Source organism: Rathayibacter sp. VKM Ac-2928 (assembly GCF_022815545.1).
GTDB lineage: Bacteria > Actinomycetota > Actinomycetes > Actinomycetales > Microbacteriaceae > Rathayibacter > Rathayibacter festucae.
Genome location: NZ_JALGRU010000004.1, coordinates 374,945 through 390,469 on the forward strand (window position 1 = coordinate 374,945; position 15,525 = coordinate 390,469).

Here is a 15,525-nt window from a genome sequence, read left to right on the forward strand (position 1 = left end):
CCCCGGACCCCTCCGTCCGGCCCGCGTCTTTCCGCTGTGCGCGTACGGTCGGCCCGATCAGGGCTGCCGGTACGATGGTCGCTCGTGACTTCCGACACCTCCCTCCCCGTGTCCCGGCCGCAGCCCCCGCTTCCGGAGGGCGCCCCCGCCGCGGTCCTCTGGGACATGGACGGCACGCTCGTCGACACGGAGCCCTACTGGATGGCGTCCGAGCACGCGCTGGTCGCCTCCTTCGGCGGCGTCTGGACGCACGAGGACGCGATGAGCCTGGTCGGCTCCGGCCTCCCCGCCTCCGCCCGCATCCTCCAGGGCAAGGGCGTCGACCTCTCCATCGAGGCGATCATCGACCGGATGACCGACGAGGTCGTCGCGCAGCTCGCCGAGAGCATCCCGTGGCGCCCCGGCGCGCTCGAGCTGCTCGCCGCCGTCCGCGCCGCGGGGGTGCCCCAGGCGCTGGTCACGATGTCGATCGGCCGGATGGCGCACGCCGTCGTCGACCGCCTCCCGTTCCCCGCCTTCGCCACCGTCGTCAGCGGCGACATGGTCGAGCGGAGCAAGCCGCACCCCGAGGCCTACCTTCTCGCCGCGCGCACCCTCGGCGTGGAGGTGGACGCCTGCGTCGCCATCGAGGACTCGCACGCGGGCCTCGCCTCCGCGGTCGCCTCGGGCGCCGCCGCGATCGGCGTGCCGCACCAGCTCGAGCTCGACGCCGACGCCCCCTATTCCCTCTGGCCCACCCTCGCGGGCCGAACCGTCGCGGACCTCGCGCTGGTGTCCTCCGAGCACCGCTCCCGCGCGCTCACGACCGAGACGGAGGCCCGCCGATGACCGGTGAGGCACTGCAGCATTCCGGACCCTTCCGCGCGGGCGACCGCGTGCAGCTGACCGGGCCGAAGGGGCGGATGAACACCATCACCCTCGTTCCGGGCAAGGTCTTCCACACCCACCGCGGCGGAATCGAGCACGACACGGTGATCGGGCTGCCCGACGGCTCCGTCGTCGTCAACACCGTCGGCGTCGAGCACCTCGCCCTGCGTCCGCTGCTCGCCGACTTCGTGATGTCGATGCCGCGCGGAGCGGCGATCGTCTACCCGAAGGACGCCGCGCAGATCCTCGCGCTCGCGGACGTCTTCCCCGGCGCCCGCGTCGTCGAGGCGGGCGTCGGCTCCGGAGCGCTCTCGCTCTGGCTGCTGCGCTCGATCGGCCCGGGCGGCCGGCTCTCCTCCTTCGAGCGCCGCGAGGAGTTCGCGGACGTCGCCCGCGCCAACATCGAGACGTTCCTCGGCTACACGCCCGACAACTGGAGCGTCACCGTCGGCGACCTCGTCGAGGAGCTGCCCGGCGCCGTCGCCCCCGGCGAGGCCGACCGCGTCGTCCTCGACATGCTCGCGCCCTGGGAGTGCCTCGACGTCGCCGCCGACGCGCTCACGCCCGGCGGCGTCCTGCTCTGCTACGTCGCGACCGTCACCCAGCTCTCGCGCGTCGCCGAGGCGATCCGGGCCTCGGGCCTGTTCACCAACCCGGCGTCGAACGAGACCATGGTCCGCGGCTGGCACGTCGAGGGTCTCGCCGTCCGCCCCGACCACCGGATGATCGGCCACACCGGCTTCCTCATCACCGCCCGCCGCCTGGCGCCGGGTGCTGTCCTGCCCGAGCTCAAGCGCCGCCCGTCCAAGACGGACTTCAGCGACGAGGACGTCGAGGCCTGGACCCCCGGCGCGCTCGGGGAGCGGGCCGTCAGCCCGAAGAGCCTGCGCAAGCGGGTGCGGGAGTCGGCCACCAGCGCCGAGCTCTCGCGGGCGCGGGGCTTCGGCGAGGCCGACGCGGACGGTGACGGCGGTCCTGCGACCGGCTCCGGTGACGACGAGGGCATCGTCTAAGCTGATCCCGGCTTTCCGGTCCCCGGACCGAGCCGCCGTCCCGATCGTCTCGCACTCGGGCCCCACCACTCCCACTTCGTGAAACGAGGACCCGTGCGCAGGACCACCGCGCTCATTGCCGGCATCGGCATCGTCGCCGCCCTGACCGGATGCTCCGCGTCCTCGTCGAAGGCCGACTGCGACGCCCCCTACTCGTCCGGCGCCTCGTCGTCGGCCGTGAAGGCGACCGGCGACTTCGGCGAGCAGCCCGACGTGACGGTGCCCTCGCCGCTGAAGGCGGACGGCACCCAGGTCAGCACGCTGATCGAGGGCTCCGGCGACCCGCTCGAGAAGGGCCAGCTCGTCACGATCGACTACACGCTGGTCAACGGCGCCGACGGCTCGGTCCTCGAGGCCTCGCCCTACGACGGCGCGAGCACCGCCACCTTCACGGTGGGCGGCGCCGGGCTCGTCGGCCTCAACCAGGGTCTGCTCTGCAGCCAGGTCGGCTCGCGCGTCGCGATCGCGATCGCCCCGGAGGACGGCTTCGGCGACTCCTCCGCCCAGCTCGGCATCTCGGCCGACGACACCCTCGTGCTCGTCGCGGACATCGAGAAGGCGTCGCTGGCCCGCGCGAACGGCGAGGCCCAGCCCGTCCCGAACGGCTTCCCCGCCGTGACGCTGGACCCGGACGGTGTCCCCGGTCTGGCCAAGCCCTCGGGCGACGCGCCCACGAAGCTCGAGATCGCCCAGCTCAAGAAGGGCGACGGCGCGGTCGTCGAGGACGGCGACACCGTCGTCGTGCAGTACACCGGCTGGCTCTGGGCCGACGGCAAGATCTTCGACTCCAGCTGGCAGAAGGGCGCCCCGGCGACCTTCGTCGCGACCGAGGGCCAGGGCGGCGTCATCGCCGGCTTCGCCAAGGCCCTGATCGGCCAGCCGGTCGGCTCCCAGGTCATCGCGATCATCCCGCCCGACGAGGGCTACGGGGACAACCCGCCGAAGGAAGGCCCGATCGCCGCCGACTCCACGCTCGTCTTCGTGGCCGACGTCCTCGCGATCGACTGAGTCCGCTCCCGGAATATCGCGGCCAGGGCAGTTCTGCTGTTCGAAGTGGGTGACACTCGCCTGGCTGCAGAGCGTCCCCAAGACGGCTGACGCCACAGGGCGGTGTGTTCCGCGCCACAGCACAGGACAAGCACTCATGGGACCTACTCTCGACGCGACAACGTTGTCCAGAGAGAGGGTCAGAAAGTGCACGTCATCAAGAAGAAAATCCTCACTACGGTGCTTGCTGCAGCGGCCGCTCTTTCAGGAGCGGTGGTCGTCAGCGGTCCTGCGCATGCCGACGCGACACCACGACCGTCCATCGCCTGCGGGTCACGAAGCTCGTACGATTATGAGACCGGCTTCGGCTTGGGCCAATTCTTCAAAGCGGGATCCTTCTGTCTGACAGAAGGACCATTCAAGGCGGTCTTCCAAGGCGACGGCAACCTTGTGGTCTACAAGAACGATCAAGTGCTGTGGTCGTCTAATACCGCGTCCCCGCGAGAAAGAAGTCTCGCCATGCGGGGCAATGGTGATGTAGTGATCCAAGACGGTTCCCCTTACTGCTGCGGGTTCGCATGGTCGACAGGAACATCTGGCACGGTCGGCTTTTACAGATTGGCCATGCAATCAGATGGCAACTTCGTCCTTTACAACAAGTCGCACGTTTCTCTTCCATTCCGAGCACTGTGGTCCTCCGGCACTGCCGGACGATGACGCGGAGGCACGTCGGGGGCGGCGGGGCCCGGCCCTAGACTGGAGGACGTGCCCGCCGACGCTTCGACCTCGAGCCGCATCCCGGCCGAGGAGCGTCTGTTCAACCTGGTGCTGGCGCTCGTGGCTGCCGAGAACGGACTGACGAAGGCCGACGTGCTCTCCACGGTGCAGGGCTATCGGCAGCGCTCCGATCCCGGCGACCGCGCCTCGCTCGAGCGGCAGTTCGAGCGCGACAAGGACGATCTGCGCGAGCTCGGCATCCCGATCGAGACGGTCGACGCGCCCGGCGACCCGGGCAACACCCAGACGGTCCGCTACCGGATCGCCAAGCGCAGCTACGACCTCCCCGCCGACCTCTCCTTCGACCAGGAGGAGATGGCGCTGCTGCGCCTCGCCGGCGCGGTCTGGCGCGAGGGCACGCTCTCCGCGGAGTCGCGCCGCGCCCTGATCAAGCTGCGCTCGCTCGGCGTCGACTCGGTCGACCCGGTGATCGGCATCAGCCCCTCGATCCGGGTGCGCGAGGCCTCCTTCGAGCCGCTCAACGCGGCGCTCGACCGCGGCCAGGTCGTCCGCTTCCCTTACCTCAAGCCCGGTGGCGACGAGCCGCGGACGCGCACCGTCCGTCCGCGCGCGCTCGTCAACCACCAGGGCCGCTGGCACCTGCACGGCTGGGACGAGACCGCCGAGGGCACCCGCACCTTCCTCCTCTCCCGCATCGTCGGACCCGTCGCGACCACCGGTCGCACCGCCCCGGCCGAGCCGGGCGACCACGCCGCCACCGCCCTCGCCCAGCTCGACGAGATCCTCGCCCGCAGCACCGCCCTCCTGCAGGTCGCGCCCGACTCCGACGCGGCACTCCGGCTCGGCGTGCGCGCCGAGGCGGCGGGGGAGGGCACAGATCTGCTGCGCCTGCACTTCACCGACGCCGACGTCCTCGCGGACGAGCTCGCCGGCTACGGCCCCGAGGTCGTCGTCCTCGAGCCGGAGGAGCTGCGCCGCAAGGTCGTCGACCGCCTGCGCCGCTCCCTCAGCGACCACTCCTCCGGCGACCACTCCGTCACCGAGCACGGGGGAGCCGCCCGTGGCTAGGCCCCGCTCGCTCCAGGCGCGGGACCGCCTCGCCGTCCTGCTCTCGCTCGTCCCGTACCTCCTCGATCGCGGCCGGGTGAGCGTGGCCGAGGTCGCCGCGCACTTCGAGATCGCCGAGGAGGAGGTCCGCCGCGCCGTCCGGCTGATCGCCGTCTCCGGCATCCCCGGCGAGACCTCGCAGTACCAGTCCAACGACCTCTTCGACATCAGCTGGGACGACTTCGAGGAGAACGACCACATCGTCCTCACCCAGCAGGTCGCCATCGACGACTCGCCGCGCTTCTCGGCGCGCGAGGCCGCGGCGCTCATCGCCGGGATGCAGTACCTGGCCGCCCTGCCCGAGAACCAGGGCAACGATCGCATCGCCTCGCTGATGGGCAAGCTCGCCCGCGGCGCCTCCTCGGCTCCGACCGCCGTCGCGGTCGCCCGGGGCGTCGGCGCGGACGCCTCGCTCGCCATCCTCCGCACCTCGCTCGCGGCCGGGACGCAGCTCGCCTTCGACTACCGCAGCGCCCGCGGCGAGACGGAGTCGCGGCTCGTCGACCCGTTCCTGCTGGAGTCGGTCGACCGCGACTGGTACCTGCGCGGCTGGGACCACCTGCGCGAGGGCGTCCGCACCTTCCGCGTGGACCGGATGCGCGCGCTCACCGACACCGGGACCCCGATCGTCCGCCGCCGCAACGAGGTCACGCTGCCCGACCGGCTGTTCGAGGCGTCCGCCTCCGACCTCCTGATCGACCTCCGGGTCGCCCCGGGCTCGGTCGCGCTGCTGGGCGACTACGCCGCGGACGCCGAGTTCCCGTCGGTTCCCGCCGGAGACGAGGGTGCGGGAGTGCTCGTCCGGATCCGCGTCGCGCACCTCGCCGGTCTCACCCGCCTGGTCGCCTCGCTGCCCGGGCTCGTGACCGTCGTCGCCCCCGAGGCGGCGCGGACCGCCGTCGCCGAGTGGACCCGCGCCGCGCTGACGGCCAACGGAGAGGAGACCCCGTGACCTGGTGGTCCTGGATCCTGATCTGGCTCGCCCTCGCGATCGCCGCTCTGGCGGTGCTCGTGCTGTTCGGGCTGTCCTACTGGCGGAAGGGCCGGCTGCTGCTCGGCCAGCTGGAGGAGATCACCGCGAAGCTCGACGCCCTGCAGGTGCCGGAGCCCGCCGAGGCGTCGACCCGGCCGCCGTCCTCGCTCTTCGCCGATCGCGACGAGGTCCGCCGCGGTCACGAGTCCCGCCGGGACGCCCGCCGGGAGAGGACCGAGGATCGCCGGTCACTCCGGGTCGAACGGGGTAGGCTCCTGGTACACCGCAACCGACAAGTGAAGTGAGACTGCAATGTTCGCTGGCCTCCAGGGGTGGCACCTCCTCATCATCCTCGCCGTCATCCTCCTCCTCTTCGGTGCGCCCAAGCTTCCTCAGCTCGCGCGCAGCGTCGGGCAGTCGATGCGCATCTTCAAGAGCGAGGTCAAGACCATGAAGGACGAGGACGGGACCGAGCGCAAGGACGCGACGGACTCGACCACGGCTTCGGGCTCGACCACCGCCACGGGTACGACCACCGGCACCGGCACGACGCTGCCGCCCGAGTCCCCGCTCAAGTAATGACCTCCGTGGCAGCGAAGAAGCCACGGACGAAGCGAGCGGGGAAGAACCCCGAGGGACGCATGTCCCTCGGGTCCCACCTGATCGAGCTTCGCAACCGGCTCTTCATCGCGGCGATCGCGATCGCGGTCTGCTGCGTCGCCGGCTGGTTCCTCTCGGACTGGGTGCTCGAGGCCCTCAAGGCCCCGATCGCCGAAGTAGCCCGCGATCAGAACAAGACCGCGGTCCTCAACTTCGAGACGATCACCGGCGCGTTCGACCTCAAGCTCCAGATCGCGATGACCATCGGCATCGTGATCGCGAGCCCGGTCTGGCTGTTCCAGATCTGGGCGTTCCTCGTCCCCGGTCTGACCGGCAAGGAGGTCCGCTACGGCCTCGGCTTCATCCTCACCGCGATCCCGCTGTTCTTCGCGGGCTGCGCCTCGGGCTGGTTCGTCTTCCCGCACATCGTCGAGCTGCTGACGAGCTTCACCGGCTCGGACGCGGCGAGCGTGCTCAGCGCGAAGACGTACTACGACTTCGTGCTCAAGCTCGTGCTGGTCGTCGGCATCGCCTTCGTGCTGCCGGTCTTCCTGGTGCTGCTGAACTTCGTCGGCATCCTGCCCGGCTCGCTGATGATCAAGTCGTGGCGCGTCGCCATCATGGTGATCGTGCTCTTCACGGCCATCGCCACCCCGGCGGCGGATCCGATCTCGATGTTCCTGCTGGCGATCCCGATCACGATCCTGTTCTTCGCCGCCTGCGGCATCGCGATCCTGCACGACAGGCGCGTCGCCAAGCGGCAGATCGTCTTCGACGGCAGTCCCTCCGACCTGCCGGCGTGACCGGCGCCACTCCCGCCGAGCGCTTCGCGGCGTTCCGCACACGACAGGGCCACGCGAGGGTCGAGGCGTTCCGCTCGACCCTCGCGTTCGACCTCGACCCCTTCCAGTACGAGGCCTGCAGCGCGCTCGACGACGGGCGGAGCGTCCTCGTCGCCGCACCGACCGGCGCCGGCAAGACGGCGGTCGCCGAGTTCGCCATCCACCTGGCGATGCAGGATCCGAACGCCAAGGTCTTCTACACGACGCCGATGAAGGCGCTCAGCAACCAGAAGTTCCAGGAGTTCGTCGAGGACTACGGAGCGTCCGAGGTCGGCCTGCTCACCGGCGACTCGAACGTCAACGCGCGCGCCCGGATCGTCGTGATGACGACCGAGGTGCTCCGCAACATGCTCTACGCGGACTCCGACCTGCTCCGCGACCTCGCCTACGTCGTGATGGACGAGGTGCACTACCTCGCCGACCGCTTCCGCGGCGCGGTCTGGGAGGAGGTCATCATCCACCTCCCGCAGTCGGTCCGGCTGGTGTCGCTCAGCGCGACCGTGTCGAACGCCGAGGAGTTCGGCGACTGGCTGCAGACCGTCCGCGGCGAGACCGAGGTCATCGTCTCGGAGGAGCGGCCGGTGCCGCTCGACCAGCACGTCCTCGTCGGCGGCAAGCTGCTCGATCTCTTCGACTCGTCCGGGCGCGCGGCGACCAACCGCGTGAATCCCGAGCTGGCGCGCCTCGCGCAGGGCGGCACCCGCGTCGAGCGCGGCGGTCGCGGCTCCGGTCGCGGCCGGGGTGGCGGCGGCGGTCGCTTCCACGAGACCCGCGCCGAGGACCTCGTCCCGCGCTCCGAGGTGGTCGAGATCCTGCGCGGCAAGAACCTGCTGCCGGCCATCTTCTTCGTCTTCAGCCGCAACGGCTGCGACCAGGCCGTCCGCCAGGTGCTGCGCTCGGGCGTCCGGCTCACCGAGCGGCATGAGCGCGACGAGATCCGCGCGATCGTCGAGGAGCGCTGCCGGACGATCCGCGACGAGGACCTCGCGGTCCTCGGCTACTGGGAGTGGCTCGACGGGCTGCAGCGCGGCGTCGCCGCGCACCACGCCGGCATGCTGCCCGCGTTCAAGGAGGTCGTCGAGGAGCTGTTCCTCCGCCGCCTGGTCCGCGTGGTCTTCGCCACCGAGACGCTCGCGCTCGGCATCAACATGCCCGCCCGCACGGTCGTGCTCGAGAAGCTCGAGAAGTTCAACGGCGAGTCCCGGGTGCCGATCACCCCGGGCGAGTACACCCAGCTGACCGGTCGCGCCGGCCGCCGCGGGATCGACGTCGAGGGCCACTCGGTGATCCAGTGGCGCGGCGGGATGAACCCCCAGGCCGTCGCCTCGCTCGCCTCGCGCCGCACCTACCCGCTCAACTCGTCCTTCCGGCCCAGCTACAACATGGCGGCCAACCTGATCGACCAGTTCGGCCGGGCCCGCACGCGCGAGATCCTCGAGTCCTCGTTCGCGCAGTTCCAGGCGGACCGCTCCGTCGTCGACCTGGCGCGCCGGGTCCGGCAGCAGGAGACCTCGCTCGAGGGCTACGTCACCGCGATGCAGTGCCACCTCGGCGACTTCGAGCAGTACGCCGCGATCCGCCGCGAGATCGGCGAGCTGGAGCGCCGCGGCGCCGTGCGCGGCGAGTCCGCATCGCACAGCGAGCGCGAGAAGCGGCAGGGGCAGCTCAGCGATTTGCGCCGCCGGATGAAGGCGCACCCCTGTCACGCCTGCTCGGATCGCGAGCAGCACGCCCGCTGGGCGGAGCGCTGGTGGAAGCTGCGCAAGGAGACCGACGAGATCGAGCGTCAGATCCGCTCGCGCACCGGCGCGGTCGCCCGCATCTTCGACCGGATCACGGACGTGCTGAGGGAGCTCGGCTACTTCCGGCTCGACGAGGCCGGCGAGCTGTCCCTCACCCCGAACGGCCGGACGCTCAAGCGCATCTACGGCGACCGCGACCTGCTCGTGGCGGAGTGCCTGCGCAAGCAGGCCTGGACCGAGCTCGACCCGGCCGGTCTCGCCGCGATGGCGTGCTGCCTGGTCTTCGAGCCCCGCCGCGAGGAGGGCACCCTCGGTGAGAAGCATCTCCCGCGCGGCACCTTCCCCGAGGCGCTCGAGAAGACGCAGCTGCTGTGGGCGAAGCTCGACGACGTCGAGCGCGACCACCGGCTCCCGGGCAGCAACCCGATCTCCACCAGCCTGGCGCTGCCGATGAACATGTGGGCGCGCGGGATGCCGCTCGACGCGGTCCTCCGCGAGTCCGACATGGCCGCCGGCGACTTCGTCCGCTGGGCGAAGCAGACGATCGACCTGCTCGACCAGCTCTCGCTGGTGGCCGAGGGCAAGGTCGGGCGCGCCGCCCGTGCCGCGCTCGAGCTCGTCCGGCACGGCATCGTCGCCTACTCGACGGTCGCATGAGGGCGGTGATCTCGGCGCCCACCGGGCGCACGGCACCGCTGTGGCTGGCGATCCCGCTCGCGGCCCTCGGCGGGGCGACCCTCGACCGCGGCTTCCCCGACTCCGACGTCTGGCCGCTCGCGATCGTCGGCACCGCCGCGATCCTGTTCGCGCTGGCCGGCCGCGGCTTCTGGAGCGGTGCGCTGGTCGGCCTGGTCGGCGGCGCGGTCTTCTGGGGTGTGCACATCCAGTGGCTGACGCTCTACCTCGGCCTCGTGCCGTGGGCGGCGCTGGCCGGGCTGCAGGCGATCTTCTTCGCGCTCTCCTCCGGCCTGACGGCGATGCTGCTGACGCGGGGGCAGCGGGTCTGGACGGGGCCGCTCGGCCGGATGATCGGGCTGCCCGCGCTGGTCGCTGCGCTCTGGGTGGGCCGCGAGACGATCACGATCCAGTGGCCGTACGGCGGGTTCGCCTGGGGGCGGCTCGCGCTCTCGCAGTCGACGGGGCCGCTCGCGGACCTCGCCGCCTGGGTCGGCTTCTCCGGCCTGAGCTTCGTGGTCGCGTTCCTCGCGGCGACGCTGGCGCAGGCGGTTCGGACGACGTCGGTTCCGGCCTCGGGCCGCGCGGCCGTCGTCGCCGGCTTCTCCATCGTGGCGCTCGTCTTCCCGGCCTGGCCCGCGCCGACCGAGGGGACGACGCGGATCGCCGCGGTGCAGGGCGACTCCGACGCGGGTCTGTTCTCGCAGAGCTATCGCGGGCAGATCCTCGAGGACCACACCTCCGCGACGCTGCCGATCATCGACGAGGACGTCGACATGGTGGTCTGGCCGGAGAACGGCGTCGACGTCGATCCGACGCGGAACGCTCAGTCGGCCGCCGTCCTCGACTACCTCAGCAGCCGGATGGACGCGCCCTTCATCGTCGGGACGATCACGAACCCCTCCGACGACGTCTTCTACAACAGCTCGCTGCTCTGGAAGGCGGGGGAGGGCGCGACCCAGATCTACGACAAGGTGCACCCGGTGCCGTTCGCCGAGTACATGCCGGACCGCGCCTTCTGGCGGATGTTCGCACCCGACCTCGTGGACCTGGTCAGCCGCGACTACTCGATCGGCACCCGCTCGAACGTCTTCGACATCAACGGGATCCTGGCGGGCATCGCGATCTGCTTCGACATCTCGGACGACTCGCTGACGAACGCCATGGTCGACGGCGGGGCGCAGCTGGTGCTCGCGCAGACCAACAACGCCGACTTCGGGCGGACGGACGAGAGCGTCCAGCAGCTGGCGATCGCGCGGCTGCGGGCGATCGAGACGGGCCGCAGCGTGGTCAACATCTCGACGGTCGGCACGAGCGCCATCATCGCGCCGGACGGCTCGACGATCGACTCGCTGGAGTGGTTCGAGCCGGGTGCGATGGTGGACGAGGTACCGCTCGCCTCGGTCACGACCCCGGCGCTGGTCTGGGCGCGGAACCTCGGCTGGTACTTCCTCGCCGCGAGTCTCATCGGGCTGGTGTCGTTCGTGCTGCGGACGCGCACGCCGCGGCGTCGGCGCTAGCGCGCGAAGCGCGTCCGGGCACGAAGAAGGGTCCGCCGGCCGGCGAGGACGCCGGCCGAGCAGGACCCTGGGGCGCTATGCGCCGATCTTGTGCTCTCCGCGACGGGCGCGGAGGTAGGCGAGGCGCTCCTCGAGCAGCTCCTCGAGTTCCGCACGGGTGCGGCGCTCCAGCAGCATGTCCCAGTGGGTGCGCGGTGCCTTCTGCTCGCCCCGGTCGACGACGACGGGCTTCGAATCCACCAGCAGCACGGCCTCGTGGCCGCAGTTGCGGCACTCCCAGGTCTCGGGCGCTTCGGCGTCGGCCGAGAACACCATGTCGGTGTCGTGGCCGCAATCCGAGCAGTGGTACGTGAACGTCGATCGCGGTGAGAAGACGACGCCTTCTTCGCTCTGCAGGCTCTGTGAGCCGAGCCTCATCCCGCGCAAGCTTCGATCTGCCATTGTGTGGTCTCCTCTCGCTGTGCTCCGACAAGTGTCGACCGCGGACCTGGGGGTGGTCGGGGGAGGCCTCCGTTTGCCAGAGGATCGTCAGGTGAACCGGCCTTCTCCGGCGTGATCGGAGGGGCCGTCGTCGCGGCCTGAAGCACCGTCCACGGCGGTGCGGGCGAGGTCGGTCCGGTCGGTCACGAGGCCGTCGACGCCGAGGTCGAGGAGGGCGCGCATCCGCCGCGGATCGTTGATCGTCCAGAGGTGGATCTCGGCTCCGGTGATCCGCAGTCGCGCGAGGATCCGGGGTGCGGTGACCCGCAGTCCGGCCGCGCGCTCGGGGACCTGGAGGGCGTCGATGCCGCGGAGCGCCCGCCGGACGAGGGACGGGGACCCGAGGTGCGCGCCGACGAGGGCGGCGACGAAGCGGGGCGCGGAGGCGGAGGTCGCGACCCCCGGGAGCCGTCGCACGGCCGCGCGGCGCCGCGACTCCGAGAAGGAGGTGATCAGCACGCGGTCCCGCGCAGCTGCTGCCCGGACCGCCTCGACCACCGGGACGACGGCCGTCCTCGCCTTGACGTCGATGTTGAAGCGGGCGTGCGGGAGCAGGCGGAGCGCCTCGACGAGGGGGAGCAGCCCCTCCCCGGAGGGCAGGACGAGATCGGCCAGCTCCTCCCAGCGGGTGGTCTCGATCCGATGGCGGACACCGCGCTCGTCCGCGACCTCCTCGTCGTGCATGAGCACCGCGACGCCGTCGAGCGAGGCGCGGACGTCGGTCTCGAGCAGGTCCGCGCCCGCGGCGAGGGCGCGCTCGAAGGACTCCAGCGTGTTCCCCTCACCGCCCGGCGCGAAGCCGCGGTGGGCGATGACGCGCGGCCGCCGTCCCGAGAGGAACGGCGGCCGCGTGGTCGTCATGGCAGAGGAGCCCTAGAAGGACGGGGCCGGGGGAGTCATCGCCGAGCCGTCCTGCTCGCGGTCCGGCCGGGTCGGCGAGTTCTTGCCGAACGCCTGACCCATGCCCTTGAGCGCCTCCGTGAGCTCGCTCGGCACGATCCAGAGCTTGTTGGCGCTTCCCTCGGCGATCTTGGGCAGCATCTGCAGGTACTCGTAGGCGAGCAGCTCGTTGTCCGGGCGGCCCTCGTGGATGGCGGAGAAGACGGTGGTGATCGCCTTCGCCTCACCCTCGGCGCGGAGGACCGCGGCCTTCGCGTCACCCTCGGCCGCGAGGATCGCCGCTTGGCGGTGTCCCTCCGCGTTCAGGATCTGCGACTGCTTCGTGCCCTCGGCGGTGAGGATCACCGCACGGCGGTCGCGCTCGGCGCGCATCTGCTTCTCCATCGAGTCCTGGATGGAGATCGGCGGGTCGATCGCCTTGAGCTCGACGCGTCCGACGCGGATGCCCCACTTGCCGGTGGCCTCGTCGAGGACGATGCGCAGCTGGCCGTTGATGTTGTCGCGGGAGGTCAGCGCCTCCTCCAGGTTCAACCCGCCGACCACATTGCGGAGCGTGGTGGTGGTGAGCTGCTCGACGGCGCCGAGGTAGTTGGCGATCTCGTAGGTCGCGGCCCGGGCGTCGGTCACCTGGAAGTAGACGACCGTGTCGATCGAGACGACCAGGTTGTCCTCGGTGATGACGGGCTGCGGCGGGAAGGAGACGACCTGCTCGCGCAGATCGACGGACGGGCGGACCCGGTCGATGAAGGGGATCACCAGGTTGAGGCCCGGGAGGAGGGTGCGGTGGTACTTGCCCAGGCGCTCGACGACCCCGGCCGTGGCCTGCGGGACGATGCGGATGGCCTTGAACAGCACCACCAGGGCGAAGAGCACGATGACCGCGATGATCACCGTGGTCACGACTGCTGCGGTGTTCACGAGGAGCTCCTTTCGGCGGGGACGACGACCGCGGTCGCGCCCTCGATGGCGGTGACGACGACACGTTCGCCGAGACCGAGCGGACGGGATTCGACGAGCGGGGACAGCTTGAGCGTCCACGTCTCGCCGTTGACGAGCTTCACCTGGCCCGGGCCGGGCCCCGCGATGACGACGCTGCCGGCGAGGCCGAGCAGCGCGTCGGCTCCGGTCGGCGTGGGGTCGCTGCCGCGCTTGAGCAGCCGCAGCAGCGGGGGCCTGACCAGGAAGAGCAGCAGCACGGCGAGGACCGCGGCGACCGGGACCTGCACCCAGAACGGGGCGCCGGCGAGGCCGGTCGCGAGGCCGCCGATGCTGCCGACCGCGAGCATCAGGAAGGTGAACTCGAGAGTGATCATCTCGACGATCACGAAGATCAGGATGAGGGCGATCCAGAGGATCCAGGCGTACTGAGTCACTGCGTCCATGCGGTGCTCCTTCCCCTTACGAGCACGGGAGTCAACGGTAGCAAGGGGGGCTGGGAGGGGAGTGGGCGGCGCGGGACCGGCGCCGGCGGCGGCGGCTTGGTAGGCTCCTGCGTCGGGCCGTGGGCCCGTCACCCGTGCCCGATCCGGCTCCTGCGCCGGCGTCCTGGAGGATCTCCTCGTGTCCAACCCCCTCGCTCCCGGCTCGCTCGACGGCAAGCGCGTCCTCGTCACCGGCTCCTCGCGCGGCATCGGCGCCGACACCGTCCGCTACTTCGCCGAGGCCGGCGCGAGCGTCGTCGTCAACTACCGCTCGAAGGCGCCGCGCGCGACGAAGCTCGTCGACCAGATCACCGCCGCGGGCGGCTCGGCCTTCGCCGTGGGCGCCGACCTCACCGACGCGGAGTCGCGGACCGCGCTCTTCGCGGAGATCGAGGAGAGGCTCGGCGGGCTCGACGTGCTCGTGCTGAACGCCTCCGGCGGCATGGAGAGCAACATGGGCGAGGACTACGCGATGGTCCTCAACCGCGACTCCCAGGTCGCCACGCTCGAGGCGGCGCTGCCGCTGCTCGGCGAAGGCTCGCGCATCGTCTTCGTCACCAGCCACCAGGCGCACTTCATCCGGACCACGCCGACCATGCCGGAGTACGAGCCGGTCGCGCTGTCCAAGCGCGCGGGCGAGGACGCCCTCCGCGAGCGGATCCCGGCGCTGACCGAGCGCGGTGTCGAGTTCGTGGTCGTCTCCGGCGACATGATCGAGGGCACCATCACTGCGACGCTGCTCGAGCGCTCGAACCCCGGCGCGATCAGCTCGCGTCGCGAATCGGCGGGGAAGCTCTACAACGTCGGCGAGTTCGCGGCCGAGGTCGCCCTCGCGGCGGTCGAGCCGATCCCCGCCGAGAACACCCGCCTCGTCGGCGACACGGCCGACTTCGCCTGACTCCGGCGCCTGAGGGGCGCGTCCGGCGTTGCAGGGCGGAGCCTCATCGGGTTCGGCACCGCCCTGCGGGACCAGGACGTCCTGATGCTGTTCGCAGCGGCGGCCGCGGCGGATTGGTCGGGATCCCCGTGCGGTCAGCGGGTCGCGGCCGTCCTCGGGTCGGTCACGAACCTGATCGCGGGGAGGCCGGCCAGCTCCGGCGACACGCAGGCGATGACCTCGGCGCAGTGGTCGACGGACCGCCGGCGCAGGAACGACCAGCACTTCAGCGAGGCGGGGCGGCGCTCCAGCGGCAGGTGCGCGGCCTCGACGAGGATCGCAGTGGGCGAGCGGTGCAGGATCCGGACCGGGACGTGGATGCTGCGGCCGTCGAGCATCCACTCCGAGACGGCCCGCAGCCGGCCGCGCTGCTGATCGACGCCGATGGTGAGGACGCTCCGGAAGTCCTCTGAGGCGGCTCCCATGCCGATCTGGAAGTCACCGTCGGTGCCGTCGAGGAGGAAGGCGACGTCGAGTCCGCTCCGGTGACGGACGGCGAAGGTCGTGAGCGGGCGCGCGCTCTCGGGGGTCGACGCCGGGGCGCCGGTCTCGCGGGAGCGCTGCTGCGCGACGTCCAGGTCCATGGGGGCACTCGTTCCGTCGGTGCGCGTCATCCTCGACACGCCCTGCTGCGAGTGTAGAGGCGGGCGCTCAGCCGTGTCCTCCTCCGCACACTCCGGCCGA

17 protein-coding genes are annotated in these 15,525 nt (G+C 71.2%); 12 read left to right on the top strand and 5 right to left on the bottom strand.

The annotated features are described in order from the left end of the window. The first annotated feature begins 84 nt into the window (after nucleotides 1-84). The 11 genes from MT350_RS16235 (at nucleotide 85) to lnt (ending at nucleotide 11,103) form a co-directional block, all read left to right on the top strand. Entirely contained in the window at nucleotides 85-828 is a 744-nt protein-coding gene (locus MT350_RS16235; protein WP_308197392.1) for an HAD family phosphatase, read from the top strand. Then, complete coding sequence (locus MT350_RS16240) at nucleotides 825-1,880, top strand: tRNA (adenine-N1)-methyltransferase (RefSeq protein WP_243600012.1); 1,056 nt, start codon at nucleotides 825-827, stop codon at nucleotides 1,878-1,880. The genes MT350_RS16235 and MT350_RS16240 overlap by 4 nt, the downstream gene beginning before the upstream one ends. Nucleotides 1,881-1,973: 93 nt before the next feature. After that, entirely contained in the window at nucleotides 1,974-2,927 is a 954-nt protein-coding gene (locus MT350_RS16245; RefSeq protein ID WP_243600013.1) for an FKBP-type peptidyl-prolyl cis-trans isomerase, read from the top strand. A gap of 186 nt (nucleotides 2,928-3,113) precedes the next feature. Continuing rightward, nucleotides 3,114-3,623: a hypothetical protein gene (locus tag MT350_RS16250; protein WP_243600014.1), complete on the top strand. Its 510-nt coding sequence runs from the start codon at nucleotides 3,114-3,116 to the stop codon at nucleotides 3,621-3,623. Nucleotides 3,624-3,671: 48 nt separating this feature from the next. Then, nucleotides 3,672-4,712 (top strand): YafY family protein, encoded by a 1,041-nt coding sequence (locus tag MT350_RS16255; protein ID WP_243600015.1) that lies wholly within the window; start codon nucleotides 3,672-3,674, stop codon nucleotides 4,710-4,712. After that, nucleotides 4,705-5,703 (top strand): YafY family protein, encoded by a 999-nt coding sequence (locus MT350_RS20525; RefSeq protein ID WP_243600016.1) that lies wholly within the window; start codon nucleotides 4,705-4,707, stop codon nucleotides 5,701-5,703. The genes MT350_RS16255 and MT350_RS20525 overlap by 8 nt, the downstream gene beginning before the upstream one ends. Then, on the top strand, nucleotides 5,700-6,029 hold the full coding sequence (locus MT350_RS16265) for a hypothetical protein (protein WP_123446331.1): 330 nt from the start codon (nucleotides 5,700-5,702) through the stop codon (nucleotides 6,027-6,029). The genes MT350_RS20525 and MT350_RS16265 overlap by 4 nt, the downstream gene beginning before the upstream one ends. 7 nt (nucleotides 6,030-6,036) lie before the next feature. Next, complete coding sequence (gene tatA / locus MT350_RS16270) at nucleotides 6,037-6,303, top strand: Sec-independent protein translocase subunit TatA (RefSeq protein ID WP_123446332.1); 267 nt, start codon at nucleotides 6,037-6,039, stop codon at nucleotides 6,301-6,303. 62 nt (nucleotides 6,304-6,365) lie between these two features. Further along, on the top strand, nucleotides 6,366-7,127 hold the full coding sequence (tatC, locus tag MT350_RS16275) for a twin-arginine translocase subunit TatC (RefSeq protein ID WP_123704207.1): 762 nt from the start codon (nucleotides 6,366-6,368) through the stop codon (nucleotides 7,125-7,127). Beyond that, nucleotides 7,124-9,565, top strand: coding sequence for an RNA helicase (locus MT350_RS16280; protein WP_243600017.1), 2,442 nt, complete (start codon nucleotides 7,124-7,126; stop codon nucleotides 9,563-9,565). The genes tatC and MT350_RS16280 overlap by 4 nt, the downstream gene beginning before the upstream one ends. Then, the gene (gene lnt / locus MT350_RS16285) at nucleotides 9,562-11,103 is read left to right on the top strand and encodes an apolipoprotein N-acyltransferase (protein WP_243616267.1); all 1,542 of its coding nucleotides are present in this window, start codon (nucleotides 9,562-9,564) and stop codon (nucleotides 11,101-11,103) included. Before MT350_RS16280 ends, lnt begins: the two co-directional genes overlap by 4 nt. 75 nt (nucleotides 11,104-11,178) lie before the next feature. Here the strand turns inward: lnt and MT350_RS16290 are convergent, their stop codons facing one another. From MT350_RS16290 to MT350_RS16305, 4 genes are all read right to left on the bottom strand, one after another. After that, nucleotides 11,179-11,544: an RNA polymerase-binding protein RbpA gene (locus tag MT350_RS16290; RefSeq protein WP_123446336.1), complete on the bottom strand. Its 366-nt coding sequence runs from the start codon at nucleotides 11,542-11,544 to the stop codon at nucleotides 11,179-11,181. Nucleotides 11,545-11,631: 87 nt separating this feature from the next. After that, nucleotides 11,632-12,444: a glycerophosphodiester phosphodiesterase family protein gene (locus tag MT350_RS16295; protein ID WP_243600019.1), complete on the bottom strand. Its 813-nt coding sequence runs from the start codon at nucleotides 12,442-12,444 to the stop codon at nucleotides 11,632-11,634. A 12-nt stretch (nucleotides 12,445-12,456) separates the two neighbouring features. Further along, on the bottom strand, nucleotides 12,457-13,374 hold the full coding sequence (locus tag MT350_RS16300) for an SPFH domain-containing protein (protein ID WP_374204662.1): 918 nt from the start codon (nucleotides 13,372-13,374) through the stop codon (nucleotides 12,457-12,459). 23 nt (nucleotides 13,375-13,397) lie between these two features. Beyond that, nucleotides 13,398-13,865, bottom strand: a complete 468-nt coding sequence (locus MT350_RS16305; protein ID WP_243616268.1) for an NfeD family protein — start codon at nucleotides 13,863-13,865, stop codon at nucleotides 13,398-13,400. A 178-nt stretch (nucleotides 13,866-14,043) separates the two neighbouring features. Between MT350_RS16305 and MT350_RS16310 the strand changes: the two genes are divergently transcribed. Next, the gene (locus tag MT350_RS16310) at nucleotides 14,044-14,802 is read left to right on the top strand and encodes an SDR family oxidoreductase (RefSeq protein WP_243582739.1); all 759 of its coding nucleotides are present in this window, start codon (nucleotides 14,044-14,046) and stop codon (nucleotides 14,800-14,802) included. A 134-nt stretch (nucleotides 14,803-14,936) separates the two neighbouring features. Here the strand turns inward: MT350_RS16310 and MT350_RS16315 are convergent, their stop codons facing one another. Next, nucleotides 14,937-15,425, bottom strand: a complete 489-nt coding sequence (locus MT350_RS16315) for a hypothetical protein (protein ID WP_127886831.1) — start codon at nucleotides 15,423-15,425, stop codon at nucleotides 14,937-14,939. Nucleotides 15,426-15,525: the final 100 nt, after the last annotated feature.